Below are 16303 nucleotides of genomic sequence, written 5' to 3'. Positions count from 1 at the left end.
GGTCTAGAGTTGCATTATTTTTGGGAACTGGTATAAAAATACTTCGGACAGTTTTTGATTGCCAACCGTAGAAAAAGGGTTTCAAGGCGATTCGGCAGTCGAGCTACCAACGAAAAATTGATGCTTTCAGACTACGAACTAAAAACAGTCCGGGCTATTGGTATAAAATCCCGCAGTATTTAAACAATATCTATTGAACGAACCACGAAGACGCGAAGAGCACGAAGAAAGATGGAGAAGAAGATAGCTAATGTTAGCGGTTCGCAATTGTGGTAACGCAGATGCGGATGCTCCAAAACGCGCGGGCTAATGCTAAACTTTCCATCGGGCGTGCCGAACAGACGATCGTAAATTTGATGAAAAAAATTAAGGTAATGCTGAAAAACCCCTACTTGACTGCTGTAAGTTCGATCGCCCTTCTCACAATTATTGCCGGATGCGCAGCTACTGAATCGCCCCAACTTGCATCTCCCTCTCCTGTAGCTGAATCTTCCCCGCCGCCGGTTAAACCAAGTCAGCCCTTAACAGTCTCTGCTAACAATCCCGAAACCCCCACAAATACCAAAATCCAGCAATATCTCAACGGGTTGACAGCACAAGGTTTTGCCAAAGAAGACCAGGGGATCTGGATACAATCTGGCAATACTTTGTTAGCCAATCATCAAGGTACTGTTCCTCTGTCAGCCGCTTCTATTACCAAAGTAGCAACATCTCTTGTAGCGCTGCAACAATTCGGGCCGGAACATCAATTTATCACCTTAATTGGTACAACTGGAAAAATAGAAAACGGCGTATTAAAAGGCGATTTAATTGTTCAGGGAAGCGCCGATCCGTTGTTTGTTTGGGAAGAGGCGATCGCCCTCGGTAACGCTTTAAATCAAAAAGGGATCAAGCGAGTCACTGGTAATTTGATAATTGCCGATAAATTTTACATGAACTTTGAACTTGACCCCCTCAAATCGGGAGAATTGCTCAAACAAGGATTGAACAGTGAAATCTGGTCCAGCGAAGCTGCGGCCCAGTATCAAACACTGCCTCCAAATACGCCAAAACCCCAAATAGCAATTGAGGGTACTGTAAAAGTTTTGCCAGCATCTTCCAACGGCGTCCAGCCTTTAGTAAAACATTATTCTTTACCCCTCGCCGAACTGATAAAAAAAATGAATCAGTACAGCAACAATCTCATGGCAGATATGCTAGCTGATACTGTCGGCGGCGCTAAAACAGTCGCGCAAAAAGCAGCAGCAGCAACCGGAGTTCCTCCCGCAGAAATTAAACTCGTCAACGGTTCTGGATTGAGCGAAGAAAATCTCATTTCTCCCCGGGCTGCTTGCGCGTTGTTTATGGCTTTAGAACGCTATCTTGAACCTTACAGCATGACAGTTGCTGATGTCTTAACTGTAGTTGGGAAAGATCGAGGAATACTGGCAGAACGGGCGCTTCCCAAATTAGCAGTAGTCAAATCTGGCACGTTGGATAATGTTAGCGCTTTAGGCGGAGCGTTACCAACTCAAAAACAAGAAACTGTGTGGTTTGTGATTATGAATCGCGGGGCAAATGTCGAGACATTTCGCACTCAGCAAGAGATTTTGCTGAAAAGCTTTTTGAATGAGTGGGGAAGTGTTCAAGTTTCGCCGCCCGAATTAACGCCAAATCCTACTAGAAGTAGTAAGGTATCTCGCAGCGAAATTGTCAATTGATTTCAGGCTTACGCATGGGAACCCAGAAACCGGGTTTTTTTACAAAAAAACTTGGTTGCAGCGCGCAAATTCGGCAAAAAACCCGGTTTCTTTAGTTTGTAGGGTGCGTCAATCGATTTTAGATTTTAGATTTTAGATTTTAGAGGCGACCCCACGGATAAATCCGGGGGCTTGAGGATTTTCGATTTTCGATTTTGGATTGATTCCACGGATAAATCACGTGGCGGGTACCATCAAGAAATTCCTGGTCAGCACAGAAATTTTAAATTTTCAGCTAAAATAATGCAAGCTGATGCACCCGAGGAGTACAAACTAATTTAATTAGGGGTTTTCGCCCTCGCTACCACAATCCCGATCGCACTTTCGACTCTCCTAATATATCTGTGCAAGTCGTAAGCAACTGTCACCTCCCCAGCAGGCGAAGCGTGAATTAAACCCATATTGCCGTCAGCATTGCGGTAGACTAAACCCGTGTGGGTGACATCCAATCCTTTAATCTCCGTGGCTACCGCTACAATATCCCCCGGTTTTAACTGAGAATAAACACTTTTTATCCGATTTGTCGGGATGTAATTAACAGTAGTTTTGGCTAAGTCTGCTTCTTGGCTGACAATGCACTGATAAGTTGCTTCGTCTTTGACCATTTGCGGGTAACTGCTGCGGTGCTGGCTCATGAAATTTAGTGTTTTATTCATGGGCACTCCGCCCAATTCAGCGGTGATATTTTCCACTGTTTGCCGTTTTTGATTGTCGTTAATCCATTCGGAAAAATAGTGCAACCTGCTGCAATAACCGTTCATTTTACCGTTTAAATACCGCTGTTCTTCTATGCGATTTACAAAATTTTGATAGTCGTAATCTTGTACTGCTACGCCCCGGGCGATCGCCAAAACGGTTTCTACAAACAAAACGCAATCAAATTTATTCAAAGTTACGATCAACTTTTCTTCGCCGGATTTGTCGAGCAAACCCTCGGCGTAGGGCTTTCCTAGGAAATTATCGGCGATCGCCTGGACGATTTCTCCGATCGAGCGATCGTGCAAATTTTGTTGTTTTGCATACTGTACAACCTTTTCAAAACGTGCTATGTCTTCTGGTTGTGCAGCGGTTTCTCTCTCCGTATTATTTGAATCGGGTCGTCTCGCCAGCACCTCCAGCAATTGGGAATAGGAAATGTCCGCTAAATTGTTGAAGTCCCAAAACAGACTCGGGAAACTGGAAACAGTTTGCTTGTTTGTTACTTCCCGATTTTCGCTTTCTCCCGTCAAGGAAGCCGCTACATCTGCACCGCGTCCTGCTGTTTGTCGATCGACAACAGATCCAGCAGCAGGTTGAGACTGAAATACCCAAACATGAGGTATCAAAGAATTATTCACGCTGGCGATCGCAAATCCCAAAACAGCCAGACTCAAAAAATTTCTCATGTTTTTCAAAGGATTTTGCTTCAACTGAGTGCTATCCTGAAATTTTTACAATTACTAGAAGTCTCAATCAGCCTAGCAGACCGATAAAATTGGCAACAGCGCACTCGATCGACACACTTGTCATTTAGATGCCGCCCTATTATAAACTGATCGTGCGAGTTTGATACCACAACACAATGCAAGTAGAACGCCGACGCCGCCCAATCCAGCCCCGAGGCCCAATCCAGCCCCGACGCCAAAGCAGCGAGCGTCCAGTCAAGTCCCGACGCCAAAGCAGCGAGCGTCCAGTCAAGTCCCGAGGCCCCATCCAGACCCGACGCCCAATAGACTTGTTACAAAAGTCGCTCTCAATTCTTGAAATTATCTCCGTTAATCTGCGTTCATCTGCCGTGTATCTGCGGTTGACCGATCGAGCAAAGATTCATGCAAGAGGTATAATCCAATCCCGACGCCAAAGCAGCCAGCGCCCAGTCGGGCCCCGTCGCCAAAGCAGCGAAGGCCCAGTCCCGTCTCGTCGCCGAGTGAGGACGAAATTTTCTCGGCTAAAATACCGTAACATTTTGTGTTTAATTGCCGGGGCGATCGCGTTTTTTTGGCTGGTCACAATGCCCTTCAGAATTCGCCGTCCCCCAGAACCGCCAGTCATCTTGGCTCAACAGCCCATCTCGCCTCAAGAAACACTCTCGCCTCCGACAATTGAACCATCGGAAAATTTAGCCGCTCGTCAAAGCGAGCCTACCTTCAGCTACAACATCAAAACACCTCCCAATCCAGTTTACTCTCAAGAATTGCAAGGGATTGTTGATGAAGCTGTGAAGATTGCAAGCAGTAAAGGACTGCCCACAGAACAGCTATCAATTACCTTATTTGATGTCAGCAATTCCCAAACTCACACCTTCGCCGGATATCAAAATCAAACTCTCCGATTTCCCGCTAGCGTTGCCAAATTATTTTGGATGGCAGCGTTTTACTCAGCCATCGAAAAAGGCCTCATTACGCAAAGAGAATCTGCCTTTAAAAACGACCTGGAGCAAATGATTCGCATCTCCAACAACGATGCTGCCAGCAGGCTTTTAGACAAAATCACAGATACAAAATCCGGCGGACGGCTCGCAGGAGAAGAATTGCAAACCTGGCTGAAAAAGCGCACTCAAATTAACACATTTTTCCAGTCTGCAGGCTACAACGATCTTCGTATAAGCACCAAAAATTATCCCATATACTATTTGAGGCAAGAAGGTCCAATCGGTCGCGACTTGCAATTGCGGGGCGATGCTTCCCAGCCGATTCGCAATCAAGTAACTACCGACCAAGCCGCCAGATTAATATATGAAATCTATACTAGGCAAGCGGTTTCTAGCGTCGCCAGCCGCAAAATGGCTTACTTGCTGACCAGAGATTTAGACCCCAAGGCATGGAAAAATGACCCTAGCAATTCGATACAAGGATTTCTCGGCGAATCTTTACCAACTAATATTTATTTTGGTTCCAAAGTGGGCTATACTTCCAAATCCCGCAGCGAAGCGGCATTTGTCAGAACTTTAGACGATCGCGCGATTTATATCTTAGTCGTTTTCGCAGACGCTCCGGCTTATGCCAAGGACGAAACAGCATTTCCAGCAATTTCTCGATACGTTTTCGATCGGCTAAACGCTCGCGGCCCCAGCAGTTTGCAGTGATATTGAGTAGGGCGAGTTCACTCTTTTTATATGAGGACTGACGCAAAAAAACCGGTTTCTGCCAAAAATCAGCACTGGCGACCAAATAAACCGGTTTCTGGATCAAAAATATAGGGTTTTAGACCAAGCCGGCAGCAAAAAACCCGGTTTGTTATATCCTGTAAGCAAGCCCTAATTGGATGTGTAGTTAGGAAGTCCGTCCTCTCTTGTCTGCAAAGCACGGACTAAAAACAATCAGTTAGATAATTGATTGACCGGAAACAATTTAACTGGGGCGAAAGGATTCGAACCTCTGAATGGCGGGACCAAAACCCGCTGCCTTACCACTTGGCGACGCCCCAACGTCTTAACCTTCACTATCTTAACATTCAAACACAGCAATCTGTCAAGCATTTTGACAATAAAATTTAAAAAATCTTTTTGAAAGCGATCGCCCGCAGGTTGATTCTTTGACAAGAGCGGGTCGAGCCAGCGGGAGAGCGATCCCGAACTCCTTTCCCTGTCAGGGTTCTGAGATACAGTTCCAGCTTGCTCCGTGTTTGTCCACGACAATCTGGTAGTTGATAGACAAGCCTCCGAGTCTGTGGCCACCCCCGCCGTCGAGATGTCGATCGTCTTGGGTGCGGGCTGATTTTCCTAAGAGTCGATCGCATTCCCCAAAATATTCATCAATATTTGGTTGAGGTGTCGGGGATAGCACTCTACCTTCGGCAACTCGCCGCAGTCTTAATTATCTCAATGCCCGGTATCTGCCCGTTTGACTTCAAGCGGCTGCCTCTTTCTGGGCTTTGACTAATTGCCAGCGCAGCTTCACCAAACTCGCAACTTGCCGAGTTAAAGTTTCAATACCATTTATCGTTTTTTTTGTCAATTCTCTCGGCACGGAATCTATGATACACAGCGCTCCCAGCATCTGCCCGTCCGAGGTGTATAAATTATCATTCCTGTTGACTATGCTTTTGAATACCAGAGGCGGGCTAAATCTAAGAGCCTCGGTCGGGAGGAAGCACCTTTGATAAATAGATGGGCTACGCCTCTCATCAGTAACTCACCCTCACACTCATCGCACTAAGAATACAAAAAAACACCTGTTGCGCCCCAAAAGTAAGTGGTAATTCTTTCTGGCATACCTGCTGGCATTACAGGATATAGCGTGTCAATACTTCTTTGATGACCCGCTTTCGGGTAGGGCGTTTGATTTTGGAGATTTCTCGGACTCTGATTTCTCAGGTGATTTTTTTTGCAGTCAATTTTATCCAGGCTTGTAATGCTCAACTCACTTCGATACAGCTAAATACAGATGTTTAAAGTTGAGGGACAGAGTAAAAAGCACCGAACGCACTTTTTGGTGTCGTGACCCGAGTAACAGGGGCGCATTGTGCCATAGCAGGGCATATCTCTGACCGAATGTGCTGGTTGTCAAGCACTGAGTGCCTGTTTAGCCGATAGCTTACATAGAATTTTTTAATAAGTTTAATAGTATCTTAACAGACTTGTCTAATCATGGGTAACTTGCTTGCTGGTAGATTAAAATAATTGGTTTGTGCCACAATACCAATGTCCTTTAGCGGGCGGTGCCGCAGGCTGAGGCTCAACTAAATTTAGGACATGAACTATAAAAGATTGCCAAAATGTTAAACTGTGTAAAAATACTTGGTCAAACTCGACCTTCGAGGGTTTCTGGGTTGGGATGCACATTTTGCAAGTGTTGTAATCGCCAATCTACCTCTCTGGCAATCCCTTTTTTGGAGTTTGAACTCAAAAATACCGGGGTGAGGTTTCTAGTAACGCTCCAACGGGGTTGGCATTTATTTCGCAGAGGCAATTCTCAAAAATTGACAGCGGCAATTATGTTTTCTATTTTCAAGAACTATTAAATATAGCGGGAGAAGAATATGTCTGCAAGTAGCAGTCAAGTACCAACTATTTTGGCAGTTGATGATAGCGTCGTGATGCAAGGACTTGTAAAACAGGCTTTAAGCAAAGAGTTTCGAGTTTTAGTGACAGACAATGCAGTGGATGCTTTGTCAACGATTTATCACGAACAAATTTCGGTTTTGTTACTCGATGTTTCGATGCCTGGTATTGATGGATTGGAACTCTGCCGCACGGTGCGAAGCTTGCCTCAATTTCAGAATTTGCCGATCGTGATGCTGACAGCGCGAGATGGAGCCTTTGATAAAGTACAGGGGCGTTTGGCGGGAGCGACAGAGTATTTAACAAAGCCGTTTGATGCTGAAAAGTTACGCGAAGTAATTGGTAAGTTTATCACTCTCAAATCATAACAGTTACCCGCGCTACATCAAAGAAACCGGGTTGATGATTTCAGGCAGATTGCGGAACAAAACTATTGCAATATAGCAACCCGGTTTCTGCTAGTTCATAACTCAAAATTATAGCATTTTTCCATCATGCCAAATCTAAAATCTAAAGTCTAAAATCTAAAATGGTATTACCTGTACCTGATTCAACTGGAAACCGCTATATTTCGCCTAAACCTTAAACTTTTAATTTCGCCAACAGTAGAGAAGCGATCGCGCTGAGGGCTACAACGTGTTGGGCGGCACCGAGGGCGATCGCCTCCTTGGGCATTCCAAAAACAACGCAAGTAGCTTCATCTTGAGCAATTGTCAAACCGCCCAGTTTGGCGATCGCCAGCATACCCTCAGCACCGTCTCGACCCATTCCGGTTAGTAAAACTCCGGCCGCCGCCCGACCGTAAAAATTAGCAACTGACTTAAATGTTACCGTTACTGAGGGGCAATGTCCCCCGCCAGGATCGGCTTCAGAATAAATAAATCGCCCTTGGGAATCCAATTCTAAATGACGTTTTTCCGGCGGGAAATAAACAATACCAGGTTGCGGCAATTCCCCCAAAACTGCTATTTTCACCGGCAGTTTAGATTCAAAAGCCAACCAGTCAACCAATCCCTGCAAAAATCCTTCGCTGATGTGCTGGATGCAAATGACCGGCACTGGCAAATTAGCTGGAAACTGCGAGATAATCGAGTGCAGGGCTTGCGGGCCGCCTGTTGACGCGCCGATAGCCAATAACTTAATAGTTTGAGAGTTGAGATTTTCCCTGGCTAATTGGTAATTGTGCATTGGCAGTTGATTATTTTTTTTGATAAGGCGATCGCTTGTTTCGATTCCTCCCAGCTTTTGATGCCGCGTAAATACTTTAACTCCAGACAAAACTTTAACTTTAGCGATTAATTCATTCGCGAGGCGATCGTAATCTGACGCCAACCCGCCAATTGGTTTAGGAAAAACATCTAATGCACCTGCTTTCAGAAGTTGAAATACATTTTGAGTATCGTTTGCTTGTACTGAAGCACTAATTATTAAAATCGGTCGCGGGTATTTCTTCATCACTTCCTGCGTGAATTCTATCCCGTTCATTTGTGCCATGTTCAAATCTGTACAGATGACTTCCGGCTGAAGTTTTGGGATTAATTCTAGTGCTTCTAACCCATTGCAAGCGGTTCCTACAACTTCGATTTCTGACGAAGCATCAAAAATGCGCTTGAGAACGATTGTAACTACTGGGGAATCTTCTACTAACAATACTTTAATGGGCAGCAACATCAGTTTTTTCAGGTAATTCGCAATTGGTAATGGGAAGATAGGAATTGTTAATTGGTAATTGGTAATTGAGAATTTGTCAGTGGTAATTGGTAAGCGATCCTAATTCATTATTGCCTTCCCCTTCTGCTGCCACAATTAAACTAGCCTTTTCAAGGTTTCGAGCAATATATCTTGATTAAAAGTACCTTTAGGAATATAAGCATTAGCCCCAGCATCAGCCCCTCTTTTTCTATCTTCATCTGACGCCAAAGATGTCACTAAAATGATCGGTAACTCACTGTATTCTTTTTGTTGGCGAATTTTAACAGTCAATCCCAAGCCGTCCAAATTGGGCATTTGTACGTCAGAAATAAGAGCATCAAAATAGCGCGTTTTTAATTTATTCAAAGCATCCAATCCGTCTACTGCTGTCACCACTTCATAACCTGCACCTTCGAGGATGCGCTTTTCTTGAGTGCGGGTAGCGATCGAATCTTCTGCTAAAAGTATAACTTGTTTTTGGCTGACCGTCTCAACGGGCGATCGCGCACCTGAAACCCCAGGCGATAAAACTTGCTTACGCACAGATTTTATCAAATCGTGGGGATTGATTACCATACAAACTTCCCCCGTCCCGAGAATCGTTGCACCTGAAACATTTCGCACTCGTTTCAGCAGTTGACTTTGAGGTTTAATCACCACATCCTGTTCGTCAATCAAAGCATCTATAAATAATCCCAATCTTTCCTCCCCCACTTTCAAAACAATACAAGACATTTTGGGAGAATTTGATGTCCGGGACTCTGCCTCTGTTTCCCTGTTTAATTCTTGCCAATTGTCCTGTCTCCACTTCTCATTTTTAGGCAGCCATTCTCTCTTCTTTAATTCTAGTAAATCTGCCAAATAAGCAACTGATAGCGCCTGACCATCAGAAAGTATAGTTGCCTGACCTTCGAGAGCAAAAATATCAGAATAAGCAACCTGTTTTGCCATTTCAACAAACTCAATCGGCAGGGCATAACTAATACCTTCAACCGCTACAATTAATACATTAGCAGTAGCTAGCGACGTACTGAGTTGTAGCCGAAAAGTGCATCCTTTTCCTGATATAGATTCAACTTGAATGCTGCCTTTTAGTGCTTCTACATTAGTCCGAACTACATCTAAACCCACGCCCCGACCAGAGACTTCAGTAACAAATGTTCGGGTTGAAAAACCAGGAGCAAAAATCAGCGATTTAATTTGGCTTTCTGTCATGGCATCGAGTTCTTCCGGCGTGCAGATATTGCGTTTGACCGCAGTTTGTTTAATGCGAACAAGATTCAGCCCCCGACCATCATCAGCAACTTCAATGATAATATTGTTAGCAGTATGGTAGCCTTTAATGCGGAGAGTAGCGGTTGGAGGTTTGCCGAGCTTTTCGCGTTCGGCGACTGTCTCGATGCCGTGGTCGATCGCATTCCGAATCATGTGCATCAAAGGATCTTTCATTTCTTCTAAAATGCGTTTGTCAGCTCTAGTGTTCGCACCTTCCATGACTAATTCAACTTCTTTTCCTTCCCGCTTAGCCAACTCTCTAACCGCTCGGGGAAATAGATTAAAAATAGTAGACAAAGGCAGCAGTCTGAGAGTGCGAATTCCTGATTCTAATTCCTCGGCAATTAATTCGAGTCTGGCAGTATCTTCATAAACTCGATCTTTGAAGTGATTTACTAGAGTTCCCAAACGTTCTAAACGTTCTTCTGTACGCTGGTAATAATCCTGTAACTGCATTAAGCTCGTCGATTTTTTTTGAGACCCATTTTTCTCACTTTCTATCTCATGAAAAACCAAGCGATTTATAAAAGATTCTCGGCTCCAACTTTCCCACAATGTTGTAAGTTTTTCCAGATCGGCAAGTCGGTGTAATAGCCGAGTTTTGGTAACAGTAAGTTCCCCTGTTTGAGTCATTAAATCGTCTAAGTTTTGGGTGGCAACGCGAATTGTTTCGATGCGATAAGACGAACTAGAAGAACTGCTAATTGTGGGGGGGGAAGCAGATGGAGCATCTGCTTCAGAAACGGCAGGCAAGTTTTGAGCTTGCAGCAACAATTCTTGCTCGGATTGGACCGTCGAAAAAGAGTAGTTATTATCTAAATTAGCGGCGGAATAATTTTGACTATTTGTTTCTAATACGAGCGTTTCCGAAGCAGTAAATTCCGTTTTTACTAAACTTTTTTCTGGGACTTTTGAATATTCTGGCTCTGCTGTCGGGGCGGCTGGCTGCGGTTTGTTAGAAGCACCCATCATGCTAGCGAGTACGTAAAATGTATTGATACCAGAATCTTCACCCGTGACGGCTTCGTCAACGAGTTTGCGGATGGCGTCAAAACCTTGCGAAAGTCGATCGCTAATGTCTGGATTTAGTTGAGTTTCTCCGCGCTTTACACCTCCCAAAATATGCTCTATTTGATGAGCTAAAGATGCTACATTTTTTACGTCGAGCATCCCAGCATCACCTTTAAGAGAATGGGTTTCCCGCAGCAATTCTTCTAACTTAGCTGAGTCCCCCGGATGTTGTTCCAAGTACAGCAATCCCTCGTCGAGTTTCTGCAAGTGTTCTTCACTAGCAATTTTAAAGGCATTTCGGAGTTCTTCATCTTCAATCATATGTATCTTTGGGTAATCGGTAAGTGGTAATGGGTAATGGGTAATGGTAATTCTTCTTGTTATCTGTTACATTTATTAAATCAGTTAGATCCGTTGCCGAAATTCATTCAAGACGACTAAACTACTGATTTTAAATTTTGGGCTGCTTGGTTGAGTTGAGAAATGCCGAGTTTGACTTGAGAAATGCCGGTGGCAGTCTCCTGAGCGGCGAGGTTAAGAGAGTTGACGGATTCAACTACAGCCTGAATGGCGGTCACCTGATTTCTAGCCGTAAAAGAAATTTGTTTGCTGTTTAAAACAATGCGATCTATCGACTCAGCTACCCCAGCAAATGCGTCAGCAGTTTTTCGGGCAATTTTCACTCCATTTTTGACAGTTTTTGTTCCATTATCCATCACCGTTTCTGTCAAACTAATCGCTTTCTGGATGTCTGCAACTAAAGCATTAATCTTGCTAGCAGATTCCTTGCTTTGATCGGCTAATTTGCGAATCTCGCTGGCAACAACAGCAAATCCTTTGCCGCTTTCACCTGCTCTCACTGCTTCGACAGCAGCATTGAGGGCGAGCATATTTGTTTGGTTTGCTAAATCGCTGACTAAACTGGAGATATTGCCAATGCGATCGGTTTGCTCGCTCAAACGCAAAATTTGCTTTTGAATTGCTGTTACATTTTCAGTCAAAGTTGCCATTTCTTTCAAGGTATTGTCTACTGCTTGACTGCCTCCTGCTGTGAGTTTCAGGGCTTGTGCGGCACCGAAAGCGGCCGCTTCGGCTTGCGAAGCACAAGCTTTGCTTGATTCGCCCAATTCCTCTATTGTAGTAGCAGTTCGATCGACCGCATATAGTTGTTGGCTGGCGATGCGTTCCTGCTGTTCGACGGTGACAGCAATTTGCGAGGAAGAAGAGGCGATCGCCCGGACAATTTCATTAACCGAGCGAGTAGTTCGACTAGCCAAAAAAATGGCGATCGCGCTAACAATAGCAGCCGTCATTCCCACTCCTGCAATCAGAGCATACAGCAACTGTTTTTGCGGAGCAAATACATTTTTTGTATCGTTGGCAATAATCACGCTCCAACCCAATTCGGGCATATTTTTTAAGGTTTCAATAGGAGCGTAAGTAATCAGTTGCTTAGCTCCATCAATGCGATCGATATCTATGGCACTGTTAATTTTTCTGTTGGCTTGCATTTTGGCAAAAACAGCAAAGTCTGACCGTGCATCTCTGCTCACCTGCTGAGTTTCTGTTGCGGAGAAAAACTTACCATTGCCATCAATCAAATGGTATTCCTCTTGTTTTAATTCCTCCGAGTCTCGGGTTAATTCCTCTTGGTTTTCCTGAAAACTCTGCTCTAAATAAGTTGTAGGGGTGCGAGTTCTGATGACTGCGATAGTTTTTCCTGTATTGATATCGACAATCGGCGCAGCAGCAAAAAAAGCGTATTTTCCATTAATAAATGACTTTCTTGGCTGTACAAGTGTAGGACTATTGGTTTTAATTACTTCCTGAAAATACTCGCGCTTGCCGAGATCTGTAATTTCTTCTCCGCTTGATTGCAAAATAGTATTCCCCTGGAGATCGGCGACTGCAATACTGTCGTAGCCTTCCCCTTGTTTTACATATTTATCTAACAGAGCTTGTTTTTGACTGGTTGGTGTTGTTCTGCTAACTCTGGGGTCGTTTAGTATACTTAAATTAGCTAGTTCCTTAATGTCTAGGTAGCGTTCAAAAATAAAGTAGCTGACTTCATTTGCTGTAGAGATAGCCCGTGATTCTTGGTATTTAATTACGTAGTTAGTGAGGTGCTCTCTGGCAAATAAATAAGTCATCGCTCCTGTCAATAGCAGTGGGATTGTACTGAGAGCGAGCGCAAAAACAATCGCTTTAAGTCTTAAAGAAAAATTTTTATACTTTTTTATCATAACGGATAAATCCTACCATTTTAGATTTTATTTTTTAGAACTGGGAATGACTGATGAGTATCGGAGTTGGGAGCGCAGCCCTAAATGGGATTTTTTTAACTCTTATTACTTATAATTTTTCTAAACAACTGCTTTTAAATCTAAAGCAGCTTCATTCAATCTTTGAGTTCCGACTTTAGTTTGAGTTATACCGCAAGCTGTTTGTGCCGCGGCTTGGTTGAGAGAGTTCATAGCTTCTACCACTTGTTCGATAGCGATCGCTTGCTGTTTGGCATTCAGCGAAATTTGCTGAGAGCTCAAAACTACGTTGTTAATTGCATCAGCAACTCCGGCAAAGGCTGCTGCGGTTTCTGATGCAATATTTACGCCATACTCCACAGTTTTAGTTCCTTCATCTGTCACCATTACTGTTGAGTTAATCGCCCTCTGAATATCAGCAACTAAAAGATTAATTTGCGCTGCCGATTTTTTACTTCGATCGGCCAGTTTGCGAATTTCTGACGCCACAACGCCGAACCCCTTGCCGTGTTCGCCCGCCCGCACTGCTTCCACCGCAGCATTTAGCGCTAACATATTAGTTTGATTTGCCAAATCGCTAACTACAGTTGATATATTGCCAATGCGATCGGTTTGCTCGCTCAATTGCATAATTTGCCCTTGCATATCCTGCACTTTCGTTTTTAGTGTTGCCATTGCTTCTAAAGTTTGTTCGACAGCTTTTGTACCGCCACCAGCTAAAGTTAAAGCTTGCATTGCTTGAGAGGCGGCAGTTTCTATCTGCTGTGAAGTCGCCCTAGAAGATGCGCCCAATTCGTCCATTGTCGTAGTAGTTTGATTGACTGAAGCTGCTTGCTGGCTTGCCATGCGTTCCTGTTCTTCCACTGTTGCTGCAATCTGGGCGGAAGAAGCGGCGATCGAACTAATTGCGCGATCGATCGTTCCAGCAATTCCTGAGGAAATCACCCAAGCAACACTCGCACCCAACAGCACTAATACCACCGAACCAATCACCAGGGTCGATACCAAAAAGCTTAAAGCTGCCTTCGTGGTTTGCGTTTCTCGCTTAATCATCTTTAATTCTGTGTCCCGAAATTCCCGGTTCACTTCCACAAATTCATTCACAAACTTTGTGTACTTACCTGTATTAAATATAGCTAGGGCTTCCGCTTTCTGATTTTGCTGAAATAAGCGAACTATTTCGTTAGAACCATCATAATATTGGTTGACTAGCTCCATCATCCTCTGCAAACGAATTCTCTGTTCGGGATTTTTAACTATCGGCTCTACATTACTCGCCGACTGGCGAGCCAACTCTGCACCTGTTCTAAAATCAGTTAAAAACTGCTGATTTTTATTCAGTAAATACCCGCGCATCCCCCGTACCATTTGCTCGGCACCTACGGAAATATTACTTGTTTCTCCCAGTACATCTTCTACCCTTTCCGCTTCTTGGAAAGTGTTAAACACCTGACTGGTTGTACTGAGAACTACTACGGGCAACCCTAAGTATATAGCTGCTGGTGCTAGATATCCGAGCAGCATCTTGTTTCTAATGTTTAATTTTGTAAGTTGAGCAAACATCTTTTTTTCTGTAATTTAAGATAGGGTTTCCCTTAGTAAGGTTGTGACGCTGGGATAGTCGTTGGGACTCCCGCGTTGGCCACTGAAATTAATCGGCAACTTCTGCGATCGCTCCCGTGCAGTGACAGTAGAAAATAGTATCATAGCAAATTCTGTTCTATTACCCTCTTTTCTTTAGTGTGGGGTGGCGCGGACATGGTTGGTGCAGGCGCGACCCTGAGTCTCCCGTAAAAATATCGTTTTAAACTCATATCTTGCAGCATTCTCAGCAATGTCTAATACGATTTTAGATTTGAGATTTTAGATTTGAGATTAAAGAATTGGCAAGGACTGATGACTGTAGCAATCCTCTATGAACTGTGAACCCTTTGTCAGGCTACTTCCCTGTGTCTAACCCAAATCCAGAGCGGCAATTACCGGAGATTGCCCTTACACCCATTTCACAAATTATTTAGGATTGCTAGAGCGGGGTTTCTAACATTGGTACTCGGGGGGTAAGTTTAAAAGCAGATTTGGTATAACATCTTTCTTCAAACCTCCTCATCAACAACAACTCCCCCTTTTGTCAGCAGTTTATGCAAGTTGAGAACAGCGATGATTTTTTTTTCGTAAAAAGCGGTACCCCTAAGATATTCGCGGTTAGCAGAATTTAGTGCAGCCGGAATAGTCGCAATATCTGCCACATTCAAATATATAATATCTAAGATTTCGTCCACAATTATACCGACGACCAAATCTTCAATTTCAACCACGATCGCCTTAGAGAGAGATTTTGTATCCGCCGACATATTTAAAACATTCCGAATATCGACTAGCGTCAGAATCTCGCCCCGCAAATTCATATTTCCAATAATGCGATCGGGAGTGCAAGGAATCGGAGTTACTTGGCGAATGTCAGTAAATTCGCGCACTACCCCTAGATTAATACCAAAGTATTCGCCGTTCAAAACAACCACCGCCAGTGAGATATTAATGGCAGCCGAATTTTCGCGATCGCCCAATAGCCTCAAATTGTGAGCTCGCTCTCTAAAAAGTGCCTTTTCTTCCAGCGTAGCATTCGGACAAAAAACGTGAGGCTTGCGTAAAACTTTAGCATTTTCCGCTAACAATTTTGGATCTATTTCTAACTGCAAATTTTCGACTTCTAGCTTGCCTGCTGCCGCCGAATGGTTTGCACCGCCTGCTGAAACTGGCATTTCTGCCTCTGTTGTGTCTGGAGAATATCGAATTAAACGATCGAGATTCAGCAGCATGATAATGTCGGCTTCACAGCGGGCAAATCCCGCTAAAAAATGATGCGGTGCCTCTGCCTTGTCTCGCCCGTAAGATAGCTGCGGAGTTATTGCCTCTGGGGGGATATACTTCACTTCGCTAACTTCATTGACAATGATGCCAACTCGAAATTCTTGCCATTCTATGACGATCGTACTATCTGTTACAGAATACTCCTGCCAAACGTACCCAAAACGCAGATTCAAATCCATCACGGGCAGAATTCTGCCCCTGAGATCGATCGCCCCGACAATATCTTGAGGGGCTTCAGCGATGGGTTTCAGTTCCGGCAGAAAGAAAATTTCCCGCACGCAGCCGACTTCTACACCGCAGAGCAAACCGTTCTGTTTAAATATAAGATACGGCTTAGTTTCCATATTTACCCTGACACTTTATCTAATAGGACTTGCGAAAAAAAAAATTGGTTTCTACGACAATATAGCGGTTTTCAGTTGAGTAAATTAAAGATATCGGATAGGAAACGGCAGTTCCGCTTCCTACAGTATTTC

10 protein-coding genes and 1 tRNA gene are annotated in these 16303 nt (G+C 44.0%); 3 read left to right on the top strand and 8 right to left on the bottom strand.

Annotated elements, in window-relative coordinates; genetic code table 11:
• The first annotated feature begins 374 nt into the window (after positions 1-374).
• Positions 375-1700 (top strand): D-alanyl-D-alanine carboxypeptidase, encoded by a 1326-nt coding sequence (locus QUB30_RS08130; RefSeq protein WP_333331782.1) that lies wholly within the window; start codon positions 375-377, stop codon positions 1698-1700.
• A gap of 317 nt (positions 1701-2017) precedes the next feature.
• On the opposite strand, the gene QUB30_RS08125 is transcribed toward QUB30_RS08130, so the two are convergent.
• Positions 2018-3124, bottom strand: a complete 1107-nt coding sequence (locus tag QUB30_RS08125; RefSeq protein WP_333331659.1) for an N-acetylmuramoyl-L-alanine amidase-like domain-containing protein — start codon at positions 3122-3124, stop codon at positions 2018-2020.
• Between the two features lie 605 nt (positions 3125-3729).
• Here QUB30_RS08125 and QUB30_RS08120 point away from each other — a divergent pair.
• Positions 3730-4803: a serine hydrolase gene (locus QUB30_RS08120; protein WP_333331656.1), complete on the top strand. Its 1074-nt coding sequence runs from the start codon at positions 3730-3732 to the stop codon at positions 4801-4803.
• A 269-nt stretch (positions 4804-5072) separates the two neighbouring features.
• Here QUB30_RS08120 and QUB30_RS08115 read toward each other — a convergent pair.
• Positions 5073-5144: transfer RNA gene (locus QUB30_RS08115), tRNA-Gln, on the bottom strand.
• Between the two features lie 161 nt (positions 5145-5305).
• Positions 5306-5503 carry a hypothetical protein gene (locus QUB30_RS08110; protein ID WP_333331653.1) on the bottom strand — a complete coding sequence of 66 codons (198 nt, stop codon included), beginning with the start codon at positions 5501-5503 and terminating at the stop codon, positions 5306-5308.
• Between the two features lie 1195 nt (positions 5504-6698).
• Between QUB30_RS08110 and QUB30_RS08105 the strand changes: the two genes are divergently transcribed.
• A complete protein-coding gene (locus QUB30_RS08105) occupies positions 6699-7088 on the top strand; it encodes a response regulator (RefSeq protein WP_333331650.1) in 390 nt (129 codons plus the stop codon).
• Between the two features lie 214 nt (positions 7089-7302).
• Here the strand turns inward: QUB30_RS08105 and cheB are convergent, their stop codons facing one another.
• The 5 genes from cheB to QUB30_RS08080 form a co-directional block, all read right to left on the bottom strand.
• Complete coding sequence (gene cheB, locus QUB30_RS08100) at positions 7303-8391, bottom strand: chemotaxis-specific protein-glutamate methyltransferase CheB (protein WP_333331647.1); 1089 nt, start codon at positions 8389-8391, stop codon at positions 7303-7305.
• 135 nt (positions 8392-8526) lie between these two features.
• Positions 8527-11019 (bottom strand): hybrid sensor histidine kinase/response regulator, encoded by a 2493-nt coding sequence (locus tag QUB30_RS08095; protein WP_333331644.1) that lies wholly within the window; start codon positions 11017-11019, stop codon positions 8527-8529.
• Between the two features lie 116 nt (positions 11020-11135).
• A complete protein-coding gene (locus QUB30_RS08090) occupies positions 11136-12848 on the bottom strand; it encodes a methyl-accepting chemotaxis protein (RefSeq protein ID WP_333331641.1) in 1713 nt (570 codons plus the stop codon).
• 213 nt (positions 12849-13061) lie between these two features.
• Complete coding sequence (locus QUB30_RS08085) at positions 13062-14522, bottom strand: methyl-accepting chemotaxis protein (protein WP_333331637.1); 1461 nt, start codon at positions 14520-14522, stop codon at positions 13062-13064.
• Between the two features lie 530 nt (positions 14523-15052).
• On the bottom strand, positions 15053-16171 hold the full coding sequence (locus QUB30_RS08080; RefSeq protein WP_333331634.1) for a chemotaxis protein CheW: 1119 nt from the start codon (positions 16169-16171) through the stop codon (positions 15053-15055).
• Positions 16172-16303 lie beyond the last annotated feature (132 nt).

The organism is Microcoleus sp. BROC3 (assembly GCF_036702515.1).
Classification (GTDB): Bacteria; Cyanobacteriota; Cyanobacteriia; order Cyanobacteriales; family Microcoleaceae; genus Microcoleus.
Note: the sequence above shows the minus strand (reverse complement) of the source record. Positions and strands in the feature narration are given on the sequence as shown.